An 18,574-nucleotide genomic window follows, 5' to 3' on the forward strand; every position below is an offset into this window, starting at 1 on the left:
CTTCCTTCCTCAGAGCACGAAGCCCGCGGGGAACGGGTCGTCCGGGTCGAGCAGATAGGTGGCGTTGCCGGTGATCCACGCGCGTCCGGAGAACTCCGGCACCACGGCGGGAACGCCGCCGACGGTGGTCTCGGCGACGAGCTCGCCGGTGAAGGTGGTGCCGATGAACGAGCTGTTCTCGAACGGCGTGTGCAGCGGCAGTTCGCCTCGGGCGTGGAGCTGGGCCATCCGCGCCGAAGTGCCGGTGCCGCACGGCGACCGGTCGAACCAGCCGGGATGGATCGCCATCGCGTTCCGCGAGGACCGCGCGTCCGAACCCGGCGCGAGGAACTGGACGTGCTTGCAGCCGCCGATCAGCGGATCGGCGGGATGCTTCGGTGGCCGCTGGTCGTTGATCGCCGCCATGATGTCCAGCCCCGCGGCGAGGATCCGGTCCTTCTCCGCCCGGTCGAACGGGATGTCCACTTGGGACAGTTCGAGGATGGCGTAGAAGTTGCCACCGTAGGCCAGGTCGTACCGCACCTCGCCGAGGCCGGGCACCTCGACCACGGCGTCTCGCTCGGCGAGGAACGACGCGACGTTGCGGAGCTTGACGCGCACCGCGCGGCCGTCCCGGACCTCGACCTCGGCGTGCACGAGCCCGGCCGGGGTGTCCAGCCGCACGACGGTCTTCGGTTCGGTCACCTCGACCATGCCGGTCTCCACCAGCACGGTCGCCACGCCGATCGTGCCGTGCCCGCACATCGGCAGGCAACCGGACACCTCGATGTACACCACGCCCCAGTCGGCGTCCGGCCGCGCGGGCGGCTGCAGGATCGCTCCGCTCATCGCCGAATGGCCGCGCGGCTCGTTCATCAGGAACTGCCGCAGGTGGTCCAGGTTCTCCATGAAGTACCGGCGGCGGTCGGCCATCGTGTCGCCGGGGATGACGCCGACCCCGCCGGTCACCACCCGGGTCGGCATGCCCTCGGTATGGGAGTCGACGGCGGTGATCGACCGGATCGACCGCACCTACTCCACCCCCAGCGAGGCGAGCGCGCGGCGCATGTCGGCGGTGACCTGCTCGCGGTGCTCGCCGGTCAGTGGTCCCCGCGGCGGACGGCACGGCCCGCCGTAGCGGCCGACGAGGTCCATCCCGAGTTTGATCGCCTGGACGAACTCGGTGCGCGAGTCCCAGCGGAACGCCGCGACCAGCGGCTCGTAGAGTGCCCTGGCCTCTTCGAGTTTGCCGGCCCGCGCCAGGTCGAACAGGCGCACCGACTCGGCGGGGAAGACATTGGGGAATCCGGCGAACCAGCCGGTCGCGCCCATCAGCAGGCTTTCCAGCACGACGTCGTCCGCGCCGCTGATCACGTCCAGACCCGGTGCCTGCTCGCGGATCTCCAGCACCCGCCGGACGTCGCCGGAGAACTCCTTGACCGCGACCACGTTGTCGATCTGAGCGATCTCGGCGAGCAGGGCAGGCGTGAGATCGACCTTGGTGTCGATGGGGTTGTTGTAGACCATCACCGGCAGCCCGACCGACGCCACCGCTTCGAAATGCGCGAGCACCTCGCCGCGGTTCGCGCGGTACATGGTGGGCGGCAGGCACAGCAGGCCGCCGGCACCGTCCTCGGCCGCGACCTCGGCCCAGTACTTGGCCTGATGCGAGCCGGGGCCGTGCACGCCGACCACGACGATCCCGTCGTCGCCGACGGTTTCGATCGCGGTGCGGGCGACGCGTCGGCGTTCCTCGTCGGTCAGCGACGAGTATTCGCCGAGCGAGCCGTTCGGGCCGACGCCCCGGCAGCCGTTGTCGACCAGCCACCGGCAGTGTGCGGCGTAGGCGTCGTAGTCCACGGCCAGCCCGGCGGGAGCCGACGCGTCCACCCGGTACGGGAGTGCGGTCGCGACGACGACGCCACCGAGGTCGGGGGTGCTCATCCAGGTTCTCCTTCGGTTCGGGCGGCGAGTTCGCCCAGCCGGATCGGCTGGACGATCGGGCGGTGATGCCGTTCGGTACCACCACAGAGTTCGGACACGGTCGGACCGCAGATGCGGCCCTGGCACGGGCCGAGGCCGGCCCGGGTGCCGAGTTTCAGGGCGTGCGGACCGGGACAGACCGTGTCCTCGGCCGCACGCGTCAGTTCGCCGTACGTCGTCTCCTCGCAGCGGCAGACGATCGTGTCTTCGCGCAGCCAGCCTCTCCAGGCTGCGCCGATGGGGTGGGCCGCGGCGAGGCGTTCGGCGAAGGCCAGGGCCCGGTCGCGGGCGCGGATCAACCCCGGCGACGGCTCGGCCCCGGCCGCGACGCAGCCGGCCACCGCTCCCTCGGCCGCTGCCGTGACCGCGCCGCCGATACCGGTGATCTCGCCCGCGGCGAAGACACCGTCCACTGTGGTCCGTTGCGCGGCGTCGACCCGCACGAACCCCTCGTCCAGCGCGCAGCCCGCGGCGACGGCCAATTCCGGTTGAGGGACGAAACCGTGTCCGACGCAGACCGCGTCGACCTCATAGGTCCGCTCGGTGCCAGGAACGACCGACCAGTCGGCGCGGACCTTCGCGGTCACGACCTCGTGGACGCGGCCCGCGCCGCGCGCCTCGATCACCGCCCGGCCCATCCGGTACGGGACCCGATGCCGGGCCAGCGTCGCGGCGTACCGCGCCAGTTCACCCGCCTTCCCCGCCTGGGCGGCGAGGCGCCAGGGGCGAGACGACCATCCTTTCCGGACGGTCGAGAGCGGGTTCGCCTCCAGTACCGCGACCACCTCGGCCCCAACACCCAGCAACGATTCCGCGACCGGCAGCAGGAACGGCCCGGCCCCGGCGACGAGGACGCGCTCGCCGATCGCGACCCGCTCCCCCTTCGCCAGCGCCTGCGCCGCGCCCGCGGTGTACACGCCGGGCAGTTCCCAGCCGGGGAACGGCAGGGTGCGGTCGTGCGCGCCGGTCGCCAGGATCAGCGCGTCCGGGACGAGGGTCACCCGCCGCCGTCCAGCGCCGTCGGACTGCCCCCGCAGCACGTGCACCGTCTTCTGCGCGCGGTCGAACGCCCAGACCGAGGAGCCGGGCCACCACCGGCATCGCGGATGCGAGAGCACCCGGCGCCTCCGGTGGAACTCCGCCCACCCGTGCTGGACCCGCTCCGGACGCCGCGCCGCGTACGCCCCGGGAAGCATCCGGTGGTACTGCCCGCCGGGGGTCTCCGCCTGGTCCAGCACCGTGACCTGGGCACCGGCCCGCAGCGCGTGCTCGGCCGCCGCGAGCCCGGCGGGCCCGGCGCCGACGATCACCACGTTCACGCGGTCTCCTCCCGGGACTGGGTGCGGATCTCGTCCCCGTCCGCGGCCGGGCGGCGGCACGCGCGGACGTCGGGCACGTCGTTCACCGTGAGCAGGCAGTCGAAACAGGCGCCGATACCGCAGAACACGCCGCGCGGTGCCCCCGACCGGGTGGTGCGCCAGGAGGTCCGGCCGGCGGCGAGCAACACGCCGGCCACGCTCTGCCCGGCGATCCCGGTCAGGGTCTCGCCGTCGACGGTGATCCGGATCGGCCGGTCGGTGCGGCCCACCGGATCGCGATCGCGCGGCAGCAGCCACCCGCTCATGCCGCCACCACCGCCGGACGGTCCACGGTGAACTCTTCGACGGGCATCGACGGCTCCGTCCCGGTGAGCAGTTCGCGCAGCAGCCGCGCGGTGCCGACGCTCAGGCCGATCCCGGCGCCCTCGTGCCCGGTGGCGTGCCAGAGATTCCCCAGCCGCGGATCCTCGCCGAGCACCGGGAGGTGATCGTCGACGTAGGGCCGGAAACCGCCGTACGCGCGCATGATCGCGACGTCGGCGAGCGCCGGAAACAGGCGCAGCGCCTTGACCGCGATGGCGCTCAGCACGTCGGGGCGGATCGCGTCGTCGAACTCCACCCGGCGCCGGGACGAGCCGATCAGCACGGTGCCGCCCCAGGTCGACTCGACGACGGCGGAGGTCTGCAGCTCACCCGAATCGGCACCGACCGCGCCGACGTAATCGGCGTCGTACACCTTGTGCCGGACGACCCCGGGCATCGGCGTGGTCACCAGCACCTCGCCGCGGCGGGGCCGGACCGCGATCGCGGCGCCGAGACGCGCCGACACCTGGCCCGCCCACGGGCCCGCGGCGTTCAAGACGACGTCGGCCTCGATCACTTCACCGGGCACCCGGACGCCGGTGATCCGTCCGTTGTGGACGGTCGCGCCGACGACTTCGGTGTCGGAACGCAGCCGGGCGCCGTGACGCAGCGCGGAGCCCAGCAGGGCCAGCGCCGCGCCCGCGGGCTGGACCTGCGCGTCCTCCGGGTAGTGGAACGCGGCGGTCACCTCGCGGGTCAGCGCGGGCTCCGCGTCGGCGAGTTCCTTGTGGGACAACGGTTCCGCGCGAACACCGGGCTGTGACGCGGCGAAGGCGGTGAGGGCCCGGGCTCCGTCGTCCGTGGTGGCGACGACGATGCCACCCTTGGGGTCGTATTCGATCGCCGCTGCGGCGCGGGCGTCCTCGTCGGCGATCTCGGCGACGACCTGCGGCCACAACGCGGTCGACAGCTTGGCGAGTTCGAGTTCGGCGCCGGGTCCCTTGTCGGAGACGAGGATGTTGCCCTCGCCGTGCGAAGTGGTTCCCCCGGCGGGACGGCCGCGATCCACGACCACGACGTCGAAGCCCGCCAGGCTCAGCTCACGGGCGCACGCGGCGCCGACGATACCCGCGCCCAGGACGACCACGCGCGTTCGGTTCATCGACCCTCCAGCGTTCGGTAAAGCGAACGATCGGAGCGTAGGTTCCGCCCCGGAGGAGTGTCAATACCCGGCGAGCGGTCAGCCCTTCAGCACCGGATGCGGCCTGCCGTCGAGCCGTTCGTCTGCGCGGTACTGCAGCAGCAGCACCGAGTGCACCGGGCCGTCCGAAGCGGTGTAGCAATGCGGCTCACGGGCGTCGAAGGCGACGTAATCCCCAGGCCCGACCTCGACGGTCTTCCCCGCCACCTCGACCAGCAACGATCCGGTCTGCACGATGGTGTGCTCGACTCCGACGTGCCCCTGCGAACGTTGCGGCGCGTCCCCGCGGACCACCTGGTCGTACACCTCGAAGACGCCGTCACCGGCCTCGATGCGCCGCAACGGCCGGAGATCCACTCCCTCGCCGCTGAGCACCTCGACGTCGGCCCCGCGCACCACGGTGAGCGCGCCGCCGGCCCGATGGTCGAGCAGGTCCGAGATCGCCACCTCCAGCACCCTGGACAGGCTGAACACGGTCTCGATGGTCGGATTGCCGCCGCCGGACTCCAGCTGCGACAGCGTCGCCTTGCCGATACCCGAGCGCCGCGAGAGCTCCGACAGCGAGATGCCCCGCGCCGCCCTGGCCGCGCGCAGGTTGACCGCCAGCATGTCCCGGATCGAGGGCGTCTCGTCCTGCACCGCTTCTCCCCTGTCGTTCGTCGAACCGTACGACCTCGTTCGCTTTGCCGATCGAGTTCGCGGACATCATGACACGCCTCCCGGCGCCGGGGGGCATAGCCGAGGCCGATGGGGCGGCGCGATGGTGGACCGCGCGGACCGCGATGAAACTCCATCACCAACCGGTGTGTCACCGTCGACACAGGGTCACGGGCGCACCGTCGATTCCCTCCAGCGAGGAGATTCCCGTGCAGCTGATCCGCAGATCCGCGGGCCGACGACTTCGGGCGTTCGGCGCGGTGCTCATCACGACCCTCGGACTGACCGCGGCCGCCGCCACCCCGGCGACGGCGGCCGCGAACGCCTGTCTCACCGGCACACTCGCCTTCGACCACTACGACGCCGAAGCCGGGACGAGCAAACCACTGCGCACGCAGGTGGCGCGGAACGCGAACTGGGAACTGTGGGGCCGCACCGGTTCCGGCACGGCGACCAGGCTCGCCGCCGGCATCACCGGCGCGTCCGACGGCCGGTTCACCGCCTGCCACACCGCGTCCCTCGCCGAGGCGTACGTGCGGTTCCGGTCGAGCAGCACCTCGATGTGGCGGGTCGTGAAGGCCGCGAACGACACCACCGACTACACGTTCGACTCGGCGCGCCGCACGAACGTCTCCGGCACCGTCGACCTCGGCACGGTGAAGGTGCCTTCGTCGCTGCAGCGGGCGTGGAAGGTCGTGGACACGATGAACGTCCTGTACTGGAAGCGCGCGAACCCCTCTTCGTCGTGCTGGACGGCGCGGCAGGCCGACGGGCGCTGCGACCGCATCACATTCGTCTGGGACCCGCGGGTCGCCGACGGCGGCTACTGGGACTACCCGAACACGAACTACGTCTTCCTGGGCGCGACGATGCCCGACTCCAAACACCTCATCCTCCACGAGGCGGGACACTGGCTCCAGTGGCAGCTCTACGGCCGCGACTTCCCCGTCGTGGACGACTGCAACCCGCACTACGTCGAGAAGCACAGTTCGGAATCCTGCGCCTGGACAGAGGGATTCGCCGACGCCGTCGCCGCCTACGCCCTCGGCGACTACCGCTACGTCCGTGACGACGGGACGTCGGTGAGCTTCGAGAACGATGGCCCCACACCCGGCTGGGACGACGGCGACACCGTGCAGGGCCGGGTCGGCTCGTCGCTGCTGGACCTGTGGGCGCCGGACGGCCCGGACGGCGGGAACTGGGACCGCACGATCGCGCTGATGACCCGCCACTTCAGCCAGGACTTCCGCGAATACTTCACCGAGGACCGGCCCGCCGTCGGCCTGTCCACGACCGGTGCCGCCGAGCGGATCCTCGCCGGGCACACCATCTGGTACTGACCGGGACCCTGGAGGGCCGGGCCGCGGCCCGGCCCTCCAGGAGTGTCCACAAGGGACACATTTGAGCAGTACTGATGGTTCTTCTTGGATACCTACCGGGTCCGGTCGGTGGCGGCCTGGGAAGCGGTGTCGCGAAAGCCACTTTCGGGACATCAGACGTCTCGAAAGTGGCTTTCGCGACATGCTCGCCAGGGCGGTACCGGGCCCGGCCACGCCGACGTTGAGCGTGCCGGACTCCTTGGCGGCCTACGCCACCTTTGCCTTACCCCTCACCCGCCCTTCAGCTCCCGGCCGCCCGCACCCAAGCGGTGATCTCGTCGGCGGTCGAGGGGAAACCGCCGGAGAGCAGGTCGTACCCCGCTGGAGTGACCACGACGTCGTCCTCGATCCGGACGCCGAGGCCGCGCAGCTCCGGCGGCACGGTGCGGTCGCCGGCGTGGAAGTACAGACCGGGTTCCACCGCCAGCGCCATCCCCTCGGCGAGCGTGCCCTCGCGGTACGCCGACGGATGCGCGGCGGCGCAGTCGTGGACGTCGAGCCCGAGGAAATGGCCGGTACCGCAGACGATGTACCGGCGGTGCTGCTGCCCGTCCGGCGACAGCGCTTCGTCCACCGACACCGGGAGCAGGCCCCAATCGTGCAGACCCTCCGCGAGCACGCGCAGCGCCGTCGCCTGGAACGCGCCGTAGTCCTGGCCGGGACGGACCTCGCCCAGCGCCGCGACGTGCGCCCTGTGCACGAGGTCGTAGACGTCGCGTTGCGCCTTCGTGAACTCCCCGCCGACCGGGAAGGTGCGGGTGATGTCGGCCGTGTACAGGGAATCCACCTCGACGCCGGCGTCCAGCAGCAGGAGGCTGTCCTCGGTCACCCGCCCGTCGCAGCGCGTCCAGTGCAGGATCGGCGCGTGCGGTCCGGCCGCCACGATGGAGGTGTAGCCCGGTCCGGTCCCCTCGCTGCGGGCACGGCGGTCGAAGGTGCCCTGAAGCCAGCGTTCCCCGCCACCGCGGACCGCCTCCGGAAGCGCGGCCAGCACGTCGGCGAACCCGAGGGCCGTGGCGTCGACGGCGGCGCGCAACTGGCCGATCTCCCAGTCGTCCTTGATCCGGCGGAGCTCCGCGAGGACGGTCCGGAGCCGTTCGCTGTGGCCGAAGCGGTACGCGTCGAGCGCGGGATCGACCCCGGCACCGACCAGGACGCTCGGATTCCGTCCGCGCAAACCGTGCGGGAGATCCTCCAGCGGACGGCATTCGATGCCGAGCGCGCGCTCGTACGCGGCCGGTCCGGCGGCGGAGCCGACCCACAACGGGCTGGTGTCGGCGTCGCCGACGAAGTCGGGCTCGTGCGCCTCGGCGGGCCGCGGGACGTACAGCGTGGCGTGGTGGCCGTCCCCCGCCGGGGTCATCACGAGGATCGCGCCCTCACGCTGGCAGCCGGTGAGCCAGACGAAGTCGCTGTCGGCGCGGAAGCCGTGGAAGGTGTCGTTGGACCGCACCACGGCCCTGCCCGCCGCGAGCGCGATCCGCTGACCGGGCAGTTCCGCCGACAGCCTGCCGCGATGGGCGGCGGCCGCCTCCGCGGTACCCGCCGGCACGTCCACCGCGGTGTCGGCGGGCTCCCACCCGTCGCTGATCCAGTTCCGGAACCCCTTGGCGGCCAGCAGCGCGCGCAGATCCGGCCGGGTTCGGTCGCCGGTCATCGGCTCCCCTTTCAGGTAGTCACGGTTCTGGCCGCACCTTCGCACCGCGAACGGCCGGGCCGTAATGACCGGCGGCGATAGACTCCGCCTATGGCCCTGGAGATCCGGCACCTGCGGGCGATCTGCGCCATCGCCGAAGCGGGCAGCCTCTCGCAGGCGGCCGCCGCGCTGGGCATGTCCCAGCCGTCGCTGACCTCGCTGCTCCAGCGGCTCGAACGCCAGATCGGCGCGCCGCTGTTCGTCCGCAGCCATACCGGCGTGACCCCGACCCCGGTCGGCGAGCAGACGTTGCGCCGGGCGCTGACCCTGCTCGTGGAGTTCGACCGGTTCGAAAGCGACCTCCTCGGCGCGCTCGGCGACGGACCGGTCCGGCTCGGATCGTCCCAAATGGACTGTCTGCCCACCTTCGTCGAACGGCTGGACGACGCGCTGCCGGGGCTGGACGTGACCGTCCACGTCGAACCCTCCAGCACGGTGCTGGCGCAGGCGCTGGCCCGCGCGACGCTCGACATCGCCGTCATCGCCATGTCCGACGACCAGGAAGTGCCGCTGGCGAAGCATCTCGGGCACCGGGTGCTGTTCTCGTGGGTGCCCGTGTTCGTCGGTCTCCCCGCGAAGCACCCGCTCGCCGACGGCTTCGAAGTCGACCTGGCCGACCTTGCCGACGAAGCATGGATCGGCCCGCCCGGCCCCGAGGACGGCTCGCTGACGTCGCTGCGCGCGGCGACGCATCGCGCCGGGTTCACGCCGCGGATCCGGTTCGAGTGCCCGAACGGCGGCGGACGGCACCTGATCGCCACCGGGCAGGCGGTGCAGCTCGTCGAGCCCACCGCGCCCGAACTGCCCGGCATGGTCGTCCGGCCGTTGAAGGGTGACCCGATGCGGATGCGGCTGGTGCTTGCCTGGCGCAAGGAACGGCTGACGTGGGATCAGGCGGAGAACGTGTACCGCGCGGTCATGACGTCATACACGCGGCACGCGATGGCGTCGACCCCGTTCCGGACCTGGTGGGAGCGGCGGCGGAGCGCACGGTCGTGGGACGGGCTGGTGGACTTCTTCCGAAGCCTGTAACCCGATCCCGCCTCGCCGCGATGGACCCCGTACCGGGCGAACGGAGACGGGAGAAGATGACGCAACGGCTGTGGCTGGGACTGGCGGTCGTCTACGCGTGCACCGCGGTGGTCCAGCTCTACCTCCTCGCCAGCACCGGCGCCGTCTGGGCCGGGACCCTCACCGCGGTCGGCTTCGCGGCGGCGCTCCTGTGCGTTCTCGCCGCCTGGAAGTCCTCCGACCGAAAACGGGACGATACGAGGGAAATCGACTCACCCCGGTCCTAGGACCCGGGATAAGGGACGGCCCACGGCTCCTCTTCGAGCGCGACCGCGTTGGCGACGTTGGCGATCGTCCGGTACCAGCCGGCCAGCACGAGGAGTTCCAAGAGCAGTGGCGCCGGGAAGTGTTCGGCGAGCGCGGCCCACGTCTCGCCGGAAACCGTTGCGGTGTCGTGGAGTTCGTCGACGGCGCGGATCAGCGAACTATGCCGCTCCGACCAGACGGGATGCCCGGAGTCGCCCGACACGGTCGCTTCGAGCTGCTCCGGCGTCAAACCGACCACCGGCGCGAAAACCGCGGCGTGGACACCCCATTCGTAGCCGCATCCGGACCGGGCGGTCACCCGCGCGATGACGATTTCCCGGTCCAGCGCGGGTAATTCGCCGTGCGCGAGCAGGCCGGCGCCCAGGACGCGCATCCGCGAAGCCAGCTCGGGATGACGCTGCAGCAAGCGGAACAACGCCAGCGGTTCCCGCGCCACCCCGGGCGGCATCCATTTACGGAGAGCCTGTTCGACATCCGCCTCGTACGGCGGGGCGAGTGGCGCGATCCGGGCCATGACCACCTCCAGTGCTTCGATTTCAGAACCACTATGCTGCTTCGAAAGTCGAAGCACAAGGGGGTGCCATGCCCGGCGAACCGATCCCGCGGCCCGGGCGGCCGGTCCGCGGCTCCGAAACCGGCCGTCCGCTCATGGCCGCGCTCGACCTGCTGGGACGCCGGTGGACCCTGCGGGTGATCTGGGAACTGCGCCAGGGCGACGTCGGCTTCCGCGAACTGCGGCGCCGCTGCGAACTCATGTCTTCGAGCGTGCTCGCCACCCGCCTCGCCGAACTCACCGAAGCCCGGATCGTCGAGACCGGCGGGGAGGGTTACCGCCTGACACCATTGGGCGAACGACTCCTCGACGCGTTGCACCCGCTCGAAAAATGGGGCCTCGCCTGGGAGAAGGCGCTACGCGAGTGACCATGCACGATGATGTATCCCGCCGTTAACCGCATCCGGTCTTGCCAGCCGCGAGGAGCGGCGTACCGTGAGAAGTACGTGAGGTTGAGTCCACCAGCCCGCGCGAACGACCCGCATGTCCGCGGCCCAGCACCTTGTCACAGGGCGACGCGGCGGCGAGTTGACTTGCGCAGCCGTTGTGCAGGCTTTCCCGTTGTCGTCTCGTCCCGGCTATCCGGGAGACAGCATCATGACCGAACGCATTCCGTACACGCGGAGCAGCCGCGACGGCCCCTCTTTCCGCGCCGGCCTCCCCCTGACCATCCCGCGCCCGCGTCCCACGGCCGAGAACCTGCTGCGGGTCCGGCGGATCCGCTGGAACGAAGACCTGCTCGTCGTCGCCGCGGCCGGCGAGATCGACCTCGCCACCGCGGGACGCCTGGAACGCGCGCTTTCGGGCCGCCTGCCCGCCACCACGGTGCTCGACCTCAGCGAAGTCGGCTTCCTCGGAGTCGCCGGGCTACGGGTCATCGAATCCGCCGCGGCCCGCGCCCGCGCCGAGAACCGCACGACCGGGGTGGTCACGGACGCCCGCCCGGTACTGCGCCTGCTACAGCTGTTCGGCGTCGACAGCCGTATCCCCGTGTACCGGCACCTCGACCACGCGATCCTCGAAGTGCCGAACCGCTGAGCCGCCGCCCGGTCAGGATCCGGCGAGCGGCAGGAGCGTGGACAATCCCGTCTTCGAAGCCAGCCGCCGGATCGTGGGCGACGGCAGGAAACTGAGGTCGACCCCCTGTGTGCTGCACCGATCGTTGATCCTGACCAGGGTCGCCAAACCCGTGGAATCGCAGAACTCCACGGCTTCCAGGTCGACCACGAGCTTGCCCGGCGCGGGCTCCAGCGCGTCCTCGAAGGTCTCTTTGAGATCCTCAGAGGTTGTCAGGTCAATCTCGCCCGCCACCGCGATGACGACCTCGGCGCCATCGGGCCTGGCGACGGTCACCGAGAACGGGACCTCCCGGGTTTCGCCGTCTCCGCTCGTCACCGTCATCCACCCCTCACGATCGGTACGCGACAGTCTCGAACATATCCGATGGAGCCGCCCGCTCGCGCGGCACTCGTGTCCCGATGCCCGGCGGTGCCTTAGCCTTGTCGTTGGATCCGGCGGTCGTGGACCGCGGCGGACGACGAGGAGAAGCTTCGTGATGCCGATCGACGAGCCGGTGCGCGACGGCACCGACGAGCTAATCCTCGAGGTCGCCGCGGTAGCCGCACAGGCGGCCGCGTTACGGGACCTCCTGGCGAAATGGGCCCTCGGCCGGGGCCTCCCCCGGGAGCTGGCCGAAGATCTCAAGCTCACCGCCTACGAAGCGATGACGAACGTCGTCAAGCACGCGTACCCCGACGGCACCGAAGACAACGTCATGAGGGTGACCGCCGCCCACGACGACGGTCACGTCAGGATCAGCGTCGCCGACGAGGGCCGCTGGCGCGACGGACGTCGCCCGGACGGCGGACGCGGCCTGCCGATCATCCGCGCCTTCGCGCCGGAGGCGACGGTGACGAGCACGCCGACCGGGACCGTCGTCCGGCTCGCCTGGCCCTGCCCTTCCGCCTGACCGGGCTCGGCCCGTCTTCACGAACGTCGCACCGCGTGCGCGGCCCACCGCCCATTGATGCGATGGACCTCGACGTCCCGTTCGTAACAGGCGGAAAGCCCCTCCCCGGTGAGGACCTCGTCGATCGGGCCCGCGCCGGTGACCTTGCCGCGACGCACCATCAGGGCGTGCGTGGCCGTCGCCGGGATCTCCTCCAGATGATGCGTCACGGTGACCGTCGCCAGCTCCGGCTGGGCCAGCGTCAAGTTCTCCAGCGCCATCAGGAGATCCTCGCGGCCGGGCAGGTCGAGACCGGCGAACGGCTCGTCCAGCAGGAGCAGCAGCGGGTCGGCCATGAGCGCCCTGGCGAGCCGGACCCGGGCGCGCTCGCCCTGCGAGCAGACGTGCACGGGCCGGTCGCGCAGTTCGGTGCAGCCGACCAGTTCGAGCAGTTTCGCCGCCTTGTCCCTGGCCGCGTCGTCGTAGCGGTCCCACAGCGGCAGCACGCTTCCGCTGAACCCGGTCAGCACCACCGTGTGCGCGTCGTGGTTCTCCGCGTCCGGCAGCCGCTGCTTCGCCCCGACGAAGCCGATATGCGTCCGCACGTCACGCAGGTCGACCGCGCCCATCCGGTGGCCGAGCACGACTGCCGTTCCCGCGCTGGGGAACCGCTGGGTCGAGGCCACCGAAAGGATCGTGGACTTCCCGGCCCCGTTGCGGCCCAGGACCACCCAGCGCTGGCCGTACTCCACCCGCCAGTCGACGTCCGACACGAGCGGCGTACGGCCGACGTGGACCTCGACGCCGGACAGCTCCAGCGCCGGTCCGTCGAGGTTCGGCTGCACGAAGACGGGCTTGGTCACGCGGTTCATGATCGCAGGACGCGTGCCGGGGGCCCGCCTGGGTCCGATCATCGGATGACGTCGTAGACCAGCTTCTGGACACCGTTGCCGTAGGCCTCGCTCTCGACCAGCTTGAGGTTCTGCTTGTCCTTGTCGGTGTCGCTGAACAGCTTCTTGCCCGCACCGAGCAGGACCGGGAACAGCAGCAGGTGGTAGCGGTCGATCAGCCCGGCGTCGGCGAGGTTCCGGTTGAGTTCCGCGCTGCCGTGGATGATGATCGGCCCGCCCTCGGTCTCCTTCAGCTTCGCGACGTCGTCGAGCGAACGCAGGATGGTGGTCTCGCCCCAGTTGCCGACTAGGTCCTCCTCCCTCAGCGTGGTCGAGACGACGTACTTCGGCATCGCGTTGTACTCGGCGAACTCCTCGGTCATACCGGGCCACACCGGCGAGAACGCCTCGTAGCTGGCCCGGCCCATCATCATCGCGGTGGCCTCGCCCTGCTCACGCCCCTTGAGCTCGTAGGCCGCTTCGTCGAACTCGATACCGTCGAAGGTCCAGCCGGAGTTGCGGTAGCCCGGCTCCCCGCCGGGGCCTTCGACGACGCCGTCGAGCGAGACGAACGCGGTGGCGATCAGGGTGCGCATCTGGTTTCTCCTTGGTGGTTCCGAACTGCTTTCGACACTGCGTCGTCCGGGGCACGACGGATTCGACACGGCGCCGGAAAAAAGTTTCAGCCTTCGGCGTCGCGGACGAGCAGGGCGATCTGCACCCGGTTCTCGACGCCGAGTTTCGCGAGCATGCTGCTCGTGTGCGCCTTCACCGTCGCGACGGTGATGTCCAGCCTCCGCGCGACGTCGGTGTTGGACAAGCCCTCCGCGATGGCGTTCGCGGTCTCGCGTTCACGGTCGGTCAGGGTGGCCAGCAGGTCGCGGGCGGTCTCCCGGGACGCCCGGCGCGCGTCGGACGAGTGCGGCCCGGTGGCCGCGGCGATCAGCCGGGACGTCGCGGCGGGCGAGAGCGCGGGTTCGCCGGTCGCGACCGTCCGGATCGCCGCGAGGATCCGGGGCGGCGGCGTGTCCTTGAGGAGGAATCCGAGCGCCCCGACGCGCAGCGCGCCCAGCACCATCTCGTCCGAGTCGAACGTCGTGAGCACCAGGATCCGGGGCGGTTCCGGCAGCCGGAGGATCTCCTCGGTCGCGCTCAGCCCGTCGCGCCCAGGCATCCGGACGTCCATCAGGACGACGTCGGGCCGCTGCTCCCCCACCACGGTCACCGCCGCGTCGCCGTCGGCGGCCTCGCCGACCACGACGAGGTCGGGCTCGCCGTCGACAATGAGCCGCAGCGCCATCCGCACCAGGTGCTCGTCGTCGACGAGGACGACCCGCACCCGCTCGTTGCCCATTCACTCGCTCCCTTCGCGGACCGGCCACGGCAGCCGCGCGGTGAGGACGAATCCGCCGCCTGGTTCCGTGTGGTGGTCCAGTTCGCCGCCTGCCAGCCCCACCCGCTCGGAGAGGCCGAGCAGCCCGAAACCCGAGGCGGGCGGCCCCGCGACCGCCCGCGCCGCACCGGAATCCCGGATCGTCGCCCGCACGCCGTCCCCGGCCTCCCCCTCGACGGTGACGGCCACGCTCGCCCCCGGCGCGTGTTTGCCCGCGTTCGTCAGGCCCTCCTGAACGACCCGGTAGACGGTTCTCGCGATCGCGTCGGGTGGCTCAGCCGGGATCGTGGCCGTCAAGGTGACGTCCAGCCCCAGTGCCCGCGCGTCCGCGACCAGCGCCGGCAGGTCCGCGAGCGAAGGCTGCGGTGGTTCCAGCTCCTCCGGGCTCGCCCTCAGCACGCCGAGGACGTCCCGCAGTTCCTCCAGCGCCTGATGGGAGCCGTCGGCGATCCCGCGGGCCAGCTCCGCGACCTGGTCGGCGGGCAGATCCGGGCGGTGCCCCAGCACTCCCGCCTGCATCGCGACCAGCGAAACCCGGTGCGCGAGGACGTCGTGCATCTCGCGGGCGATCCGGTGCCGCTCCATGATCCGGGCCTCGGCCGCCCGTGCGGCCTGCTCGCGTTCCGCGCTTTCGACCTGGTGCCGCAGGGAACGCACCTCCTCCCGGCGTGCCCCGATCGCGGCGCCCACGGCCACCACGATGCCCACCAGCAAGGTGGGAAGGCTGATGATCAGCCACAACGGCCCCGGCGCCTCGCGCTGCGGATAGAGGCCGGCCGTCAGCACCGCCGTGACCACCGACAACACCGCCACGAACGCCGTTTCGGCCGGTCGCCGCCGGGTGGCCAGCGAACACAGGGCCAGTAACGCCGCGCCCGCCGCCAGCACCGAAGCCATCGTGGCGAGATTGACCGCGGTCGTGATCACGACCGGGAAGCGACGGCGCCACGGAAGGACGATCAGGCAGGCGAGCGCGATCAGCGGATCTCCGGTGATCAGCCAGTCGACCCTCGGTCCCGCCGCGCCCACCGGCAGCTGCGACGCCGTGACGAGCCAGAGCAGCACGCCCAGCCCGGCCGCGGCGAGCAGGCGCCAGGCCTCTCCCCACACACGAACGGGCGGCCGGGCATCGGTGATCACCGGCCCATCATGGTCGACCGGCTCGCGGCGGCGCAGCCGGACACAGGACGATCCGGGGCTCGACTTTGGTCGGAGGCCACGCGCGACGCGCTGCCGATGTGCACCCCGATCACGCGGGCGAAGCTGGGACCCGACCGAAGACCAGGAGGTAGGAAGCATGACCAAGGGCGGCTATCTGGGGCTGCAGATCGTCGGGATGGTGGCCATCGCCGTCTTCGCGCAGGCCGCCATCCGCAGCCTTTTCGATCATTCCGCGACCCAGTTGTGGGGCGCGTTCGACTGGGTACCCGGTGACTGGGGCGGCAGGTTGCTCGTGTTCCTGCTGCTCGTGGCCGCGGGAACGGTGCTGGCGGGCTGGGCGCATGATCGCGGCAAGCAAGCGCCCCGCTAGGAGGTCGGCGGTCCGCTAGTATCCGCAGCCGGGCGCTTTCCGTCTACATCGGACGGAGCGCGGGGTCCGGTCGACGGCGGGAGAATGCATGGCGGACGGAGTTGGCTCGCTTGCGGGGTGGTCCGCCGATCCCACCGAAGTGACCAGCTACGTGGGCCGCGACGCCGAGACCGGTGAAGCGCGGCGCCTGCTGAACGCGTCGTCGCTGGTCACGCTGACCGGGCCGGGCGGTGTGGGCAAGACTCGGCTGGCGTGGCGGGTCGCCGCCGCCCACCACGAGGCGACCGGCGACGAGGTCGCGTTCGTGTCGCTGGCCGAGCTGCGGGAACCGGCGTTGCTCGTGCCGACCGTGGCGAACGTCCTCGGCTTCGGTGACCGCTCGGCGAAACCGGCCATCGAGGTGGTCGTCGAGGCACTGCAGGCCAGCCGATTGCTGCTGGTGCTGGACAACTGTGAGCATCTGGTCGACAGCTGCGCCTGGTTCGCCGACACCGTCGTCAGGGCCTGCCCTCAGGTGACCGTGCTGGCCACGAGCAGGCAGTCGCTGGGGGTGGCGGGTGAACGGGTCCTGCCGGTGCCACCGCTGGCGATCCCGGAGCAGGGCGACTCCTTCGAACGCGTCACGAACGACGAGTCCGTGCGGCTGTTCGTGGACCGCGCGACCGCGGTCGCGCCGTCGTTCCGGCTCACCGAGGAGGACGCCGAACCGCTGATCCGCCTGTGCCGCAGGCTGGACGGGCTGCCGCTGGCCATCGAACTGGCGGCCGTCCGCGCGCGGGCGTTGTCCCTGCGCCAGCTGGCCGACCGCCTCGACCGGCAGTTCTCCGTGCTCACGAAGGACCGGCGGGGACGGCCGGAGCGGCACGAGACCATGCGGGCCCTCATCGACTGGAGCCACGACCTGTGCACGGGGCCCGAACGGCTGCTGTGGGCACGCGCGTCGGTGTTCTCCGGCAGCTTCGACCTCGACGCCGCCGAACAGGTCTGTTCCGGCGGCGAACTGCCGCGCGAACGGGTCCTCGAAGTCGTCGACGGGCTGCTCGACAAGTCCATCCTGCTGCGCGAGGAGTACCCCGGCGGCGTGCGGTACCGCATGCTGGAATCGGTGCGCGAGTACGGCGTCGACCGGCTCACCGAGACGGGCGGGACGGCGGAGTTCCGGAAACGGCACCGGGACTGGTTCGCCGAGCTCGCCGGCCGGTACGCCGCCGAATGGCTGGAGACCGATCAGCTCGGCTGGATCGGACGGCTGCGCCGCGAACACGCGAACCTCCGGGTCGCCCTCGACTACTGCACCGGCGCTCCCGAAGACGCGGTCATCGGGTTGCGGATGCTGCGTGACGTCAAGGAGTTCTGGATCGTCCGCGGGCTGAACACCGAAGGCCGGATGTGGGTCCGCCGTCTCGACGAGGCCGCCGCGCCGGGTGTGCCCGGGCGGGCACACGTGCTGTGGCTCTCCGGTTTCCTCGCCCTGGTGCAAGGAGACCTTCCCGCCCACCGGTGCATGCTGGAGCGGGCGGCCGCCGAAGCCGAGACCAGTGGTGACGAACTCGCCGCCGCGTACGTGCTCCACGTCCGGGCCTACGCCGCGCTGATCGGCAACGACATGGCCGAGGCGGCACGCCTGTTCGGCACGGCCATCGACCTGTTCCGCGCACACGGCGACGAAGGCGGGGACCTCTGGGCGAGTTACAACCATGGGCTGGCCATCTGGCTGAACGGCGACATCGACCGCGGCCGGGCGGTGCTCGCGGAAGCCGTCGAACGCTGCGAGCGGCAGGGCGAGGTCTTCTGGCGGGGCTGGGCGCTGTGGTCGCGCGCCGCCGCCGAGTACCTCCAAGGTGATCTCGCGGTGGCGAGCCGCTGCTGTGAACAGGTCCTGCGCCTGCACGCCCGCGTGGACGACCGCGTCGTCGTCGGGTTCACGCTCACCGTGCTGGCGGGCTGCGCGGCCCGTACCGGACGACCCAACCGGGCCGCGATCCTGCAGGGCGCGTCGATGAACGTCTGGCGCACGGTGGGCGCGTGGCCGACGCGCTACGAGGCGTTCACCGAACCACTGCTCGCCGACACCGAGGTCGTGACGACAGCCCTGGGCTGGGAAGTCGCGGTCAAGGAGTTCGCCGACGGCGCCGCGATGCCCACCCGGGACGCCATCGCGTACGCCCTCGAAGAACGGTCCCCCGAGCCGCGGAACCAGGCCGCGCAGGTGCTCACCAAACGCGAGACCGAGATCGCGCACGTGGTCGCCGAGGGGCTGACGAACCAGGAGATCGCCGACCGGCTGGGCATCGCCCGGCGGACGGTGGACACCCATATCGACCACATCCTCACCAAACTCGGCTACTCCAACCGCGTCCAGGTCGCCACGTGGGTGACCCGGGCCGCGGAATCCGCCTGACGC

At 71.3% G+C, this 18,574-nt stretch carries 21 protein-coding genes; 8 read left to right on the plus strand and 13 right to left on the minus strand.

Going from position 1 to position 18,574, the window contains the following annotated elements; translation table 11 throughout:
* Positions 1-9 precede the first annotated feature (9 nt).
* The 6 genes from H4W30_RS21885 to H4W30_RS21910 form a co-directional block, all read right to left on the minus strand.
* Complete coding sequence (locus tag H4W30_RS21885; RefSeq protein ID WP_126732155.1) at positions 10-1,011, minus strand: proline racemase family protein; 1,002 nt, start codon at positions 1,009-1,011, stop codon at positions 10-12.
* Positions 1,012-1,923 (minus strand): dihydrodipicolinate synthase family protein, encoded by a 912-nt coding sequence (locus H4W30_RS21890; protein ID WP_192744558.1) that lies wholly within the window; start codon positions 1,921-1,923, stop codon positions 1,012-1,014. It lies immediately after the preceding gene.
* Complete coding sequence (locus H4W30_RS21895; RefSeq protein WP_192744559.1) at positions 1,920-3,281, minus strand: FAD/NAD(P)-dependent oxidoreductase; 1,362 nt, start codon at positions 3,279-3,281, stop codon at positions 1,920-1,922. The genes H4W30_RS21890 and H4W30_RS21895 overlap by 4 nt, the downstream gene beginning before the upstream one ends.
* Positions 3,278-3,586: a (2Fe-2S)-binding protein gene (locus H4W30_RS21900; protein WP_192744560.1), complete on the minus strand. Its 309-nt coding sequence runs from the start codon at positions 3,584-3,586 to the stop codon at positions 3,278-3,280. Before H4W30_RS21900 ends, H4W30_RS21895 begins: the two co-directional genes overlap by 4 nt.
* Complete coding sequence (locus tag H4W30_RS21905) at positions 3,583-4,746, minus strand: NAD(P)/FAD-dependent oxidoreductase (protein ID WP_192744561.1); 1,164 nt, start codon at positions 4,744-4,746, stop codon at positions 3,583-3,585. The genes H4W30_RS21900 and H4W30_RS21905 overlap by 4 nt, the downstream gene beginning before the upstream one ends.
* A gap of 78 nt (positions 4,747-4,824) precedes the next feature.
* Positions 4,825-5,424, minus strand: a complete 600-nt coding sequence (locus H4W30_RS21910; protein WP_185927041.1) for a helix-turn-helix domain-containing protein — start codon at positions 5,422-5,424, stop codon at positions 4,825-4,827.
* Positions 5,425-5,651: 227 nt separating this feature from the next.
* Between H4W30_RS21910 and H4W30_RS21915 the strand changes: the two genes are divergently transcribed.
* Positions 5,652-6,782, plus strand: a complete 1,131-nt coding sequence (locus tag H4W30_RS21915; protein ID WP_192744562.1) for a metalloprotease — start codon at positions 5,652-5,654, stop codon at positions 6,780-6,782.
* Between the two features lie 280 nt (positions 6,783-7,062).
* Here the strand turns inward: H4W30_RS21915 and H4W30_RS21920 are convergent, their stop codons facing one another.
* A complete protein-coding gene (locus H4W30_RS21920; protein ID WP_192744563.1) occupies positions 7,063-8,478 on the minus strand; it encodes an aminopeptidase P family protein in 1,416 nt (471 codons plus the stop codon).
* 90 nt (positions 8,479-8,568) lie between these two features.
* Here H4W30_RS21920 and H4W30_RS21925 point away from each other — a divergent pair, with 90 nt between their 5' ends.
* Both H4W30_RS21925 and H4W30_RS21930 read left to right on the plus strand, forming a co-directional pair.
* Positions 8,569-9,549, plus strand: coding sequence for a LysR family transcriptional regulator (locus H4W30_RS21925; protein ID WP_192744564.1), 981 nt, complete (start codon positions 8,569-8,571; stop codon positions 9,547-9,549).
* Between the two features lie 56 nt (positions 9,550-9,605).
* Positions 9,606-9,815 (plus strand): hypothetical protein, encoded by a 210-nt coding sequence (locus tag H4W30_RS21930; RefSeq protein WP_192744565.1) that lies wholly within the window; start codon positions 9,606-9,608, stop codon positions 9,813-9,815.
* Here H4W30_RS21930 and H4W30_RS21935 read toward each other — a convergent pair.
* Positions 9,812-10,369 carry a carboxymuconolactone decarboxylase family protein gene (locus H4W30_RS21935; RefSeq protein ID WP_192744566.1) on the minus strand — a complete coding sequence of 186 codons (558 nt, stop codon included), beginning with the start codon at positions 10,367-10,369 and terminating at the stop codon, positions 9,812-9,814. The two genes, H4W30_RS21930 and H4W30_RS21935, sit on opposite strands and share 4 nt — an antisense overlap.
* A 68-nt stretch (positions 10,370-10,437) precedes the next feature.
* Here H4W30_RS21935 and H4W30_RS21940 point away from each other — a divergent pair, with 68 nt between their 5' ends.
* Together H4W30_RS21940 and H4W30_RS21945 are read left to right on the plus strand one after the other, a co-directional pair.
* Positions 10,438-10,776, plus strand: a complete 339-nt coding sequence (locus tag H4W30_RS21940; RefSeq protein WP_126732163.1) for a winged helix-turn-helix transcriptional regulator — start codon at positions 10,438-10,440, stop codon at positions 10,774-10,776.
* Positions 10,777-11,005: 229 nt separating this feature from the next.
* Positions 11,006-11,446, plus strand: coding sequence for an STAS domain-containing protein (locus H4W30_RS21945; RefSeq protein WP_192744567.1), 441 nt, complete (start codon positions 11,006-11,008; stop codon positions 11,444-11,446).
* Positions 11,447-11,458: 12 nt separating this feature from the next.
* Here the strand turns inward: H4W30_RS21945 and H4W30_RS21950 are convergent, their stop codons facing one another.
* Positions 11,459-11,809, minus strand: a complete 351-nt coding sequence (locus H4W30_RS21950; RefSeq protein ID WP_192744568.1) for an STAS domain-containing protein — start codon at positions 11,807-11,809, stop codon at positions 11,459-11,461.
* A gap of 154 nt (positions 11,810-11,963) precedes the next feature.
* Between H4W30_RS21950 and H4W30_RS21955 the strand changes: the two genes are divergently transcribed.
* Complete coding sequence (locus H4W30_RS21955) at positions 11,964-12,377, plus strand: ATP-binding protein (RefSeq protein ID WP_192744569.1); 414 nt, start codon at positions 11,964-11,966, stop codon at positions 12,375-12,377.
* Positions 12,378-12,394: 17 nt separating this feature from the next.
* Here H4W30_RS21955 and H4W30_RS21960 read toward each other — a convergent pair whose 3' ends face one another.
* From H4W30_RS21960 to H4W30_RS21975, 4 genes are all read right to left on the minus strand, one after another.
* Complete coding sequence (locus H4W30_RS21960) at positions 12,395-13,228, minus strand: ABC transporter ATP-binding protein (protein ID WP_192744570.1); 834 nt, start codon at positions 13,226-13,228, stop codon at positions 12,395-12,397.
* Between the two features lie 38 nt (positions 13,229-13,266).
* Positions 13,267-13,842, minus strand: coding sequence for a dihydrofolate reductase family protein (locus H4W30_RS21965; RefSeq protein ID WP_192744571.1), 576 nt, complete (start codon positions 13,840-13,842; stop codon positions 13,267-13,269).
* Between the two features lie 86 nt (positions 13,843-13,928).
* Positions 13,929-14,600 (minus strand): response regulator, encoded by a 672-nt coding sequence (locus tag H4W30_RS21970; RefSeq protein ID WP_192744572.1) that lies wholly within the window; start codon positions 14,598-14,600, stop codon positions 13,929-13,931.
* Positions 14,601-15,779, minus strand: a complete 1,179-nt coding sequence (locus H4W30_RS21975) for a sensor histidine kinase (protein ID WP_192744573.1) — start codon at positions 15,777-15,779, stop codon at positions 14,601-14,603.
* Between the two features lie 157 nt (positions 15,780-15,936).
* Here H4W30_RS21975 and H4W30_RS21980 point away from each other — a divergent pair, with 157 nt between their 5' ends.
* Both H4W30_RS21980 and H4W30_RS21985 read left to right on the plus strand, forming a co-directional pair.
* Positions 15,937-16,170, plus strand: a complete 234-nt coding sequence (locus H4W30_RS21980) for a hypothetical protein (RefSeq protein ID WP_192744574.1) — start codon at positions 15,937-15,939, stop codon at positions 16,168-16,170.
* Positions 16,171-16,258: 88 nt separating this feature from the next.
* Positions 16,259-18,571, plus strand: a complete 2,313-nt coding sequence (locus tag H4W30_RS21985; RefSeq protein ID WP_192744575.1) for an ATP-binding protein — start codon at positions 16,259-16,261, stop codon at positions 18,569-18,571.
* The last annotated feature ends 3 nt before the right edge of the window (positions 18,572-18,574 follow it).

The organism is Amycolatopsis roodepoortensis, assembly GCF_014873915.1.
GTDB lineage: Bacteria > Actinomycetota > Actinomycetes > Mycobacteriales > Pseudonocardiaceae > Amycolatopsis > Amycolatopsis roodepoortensis.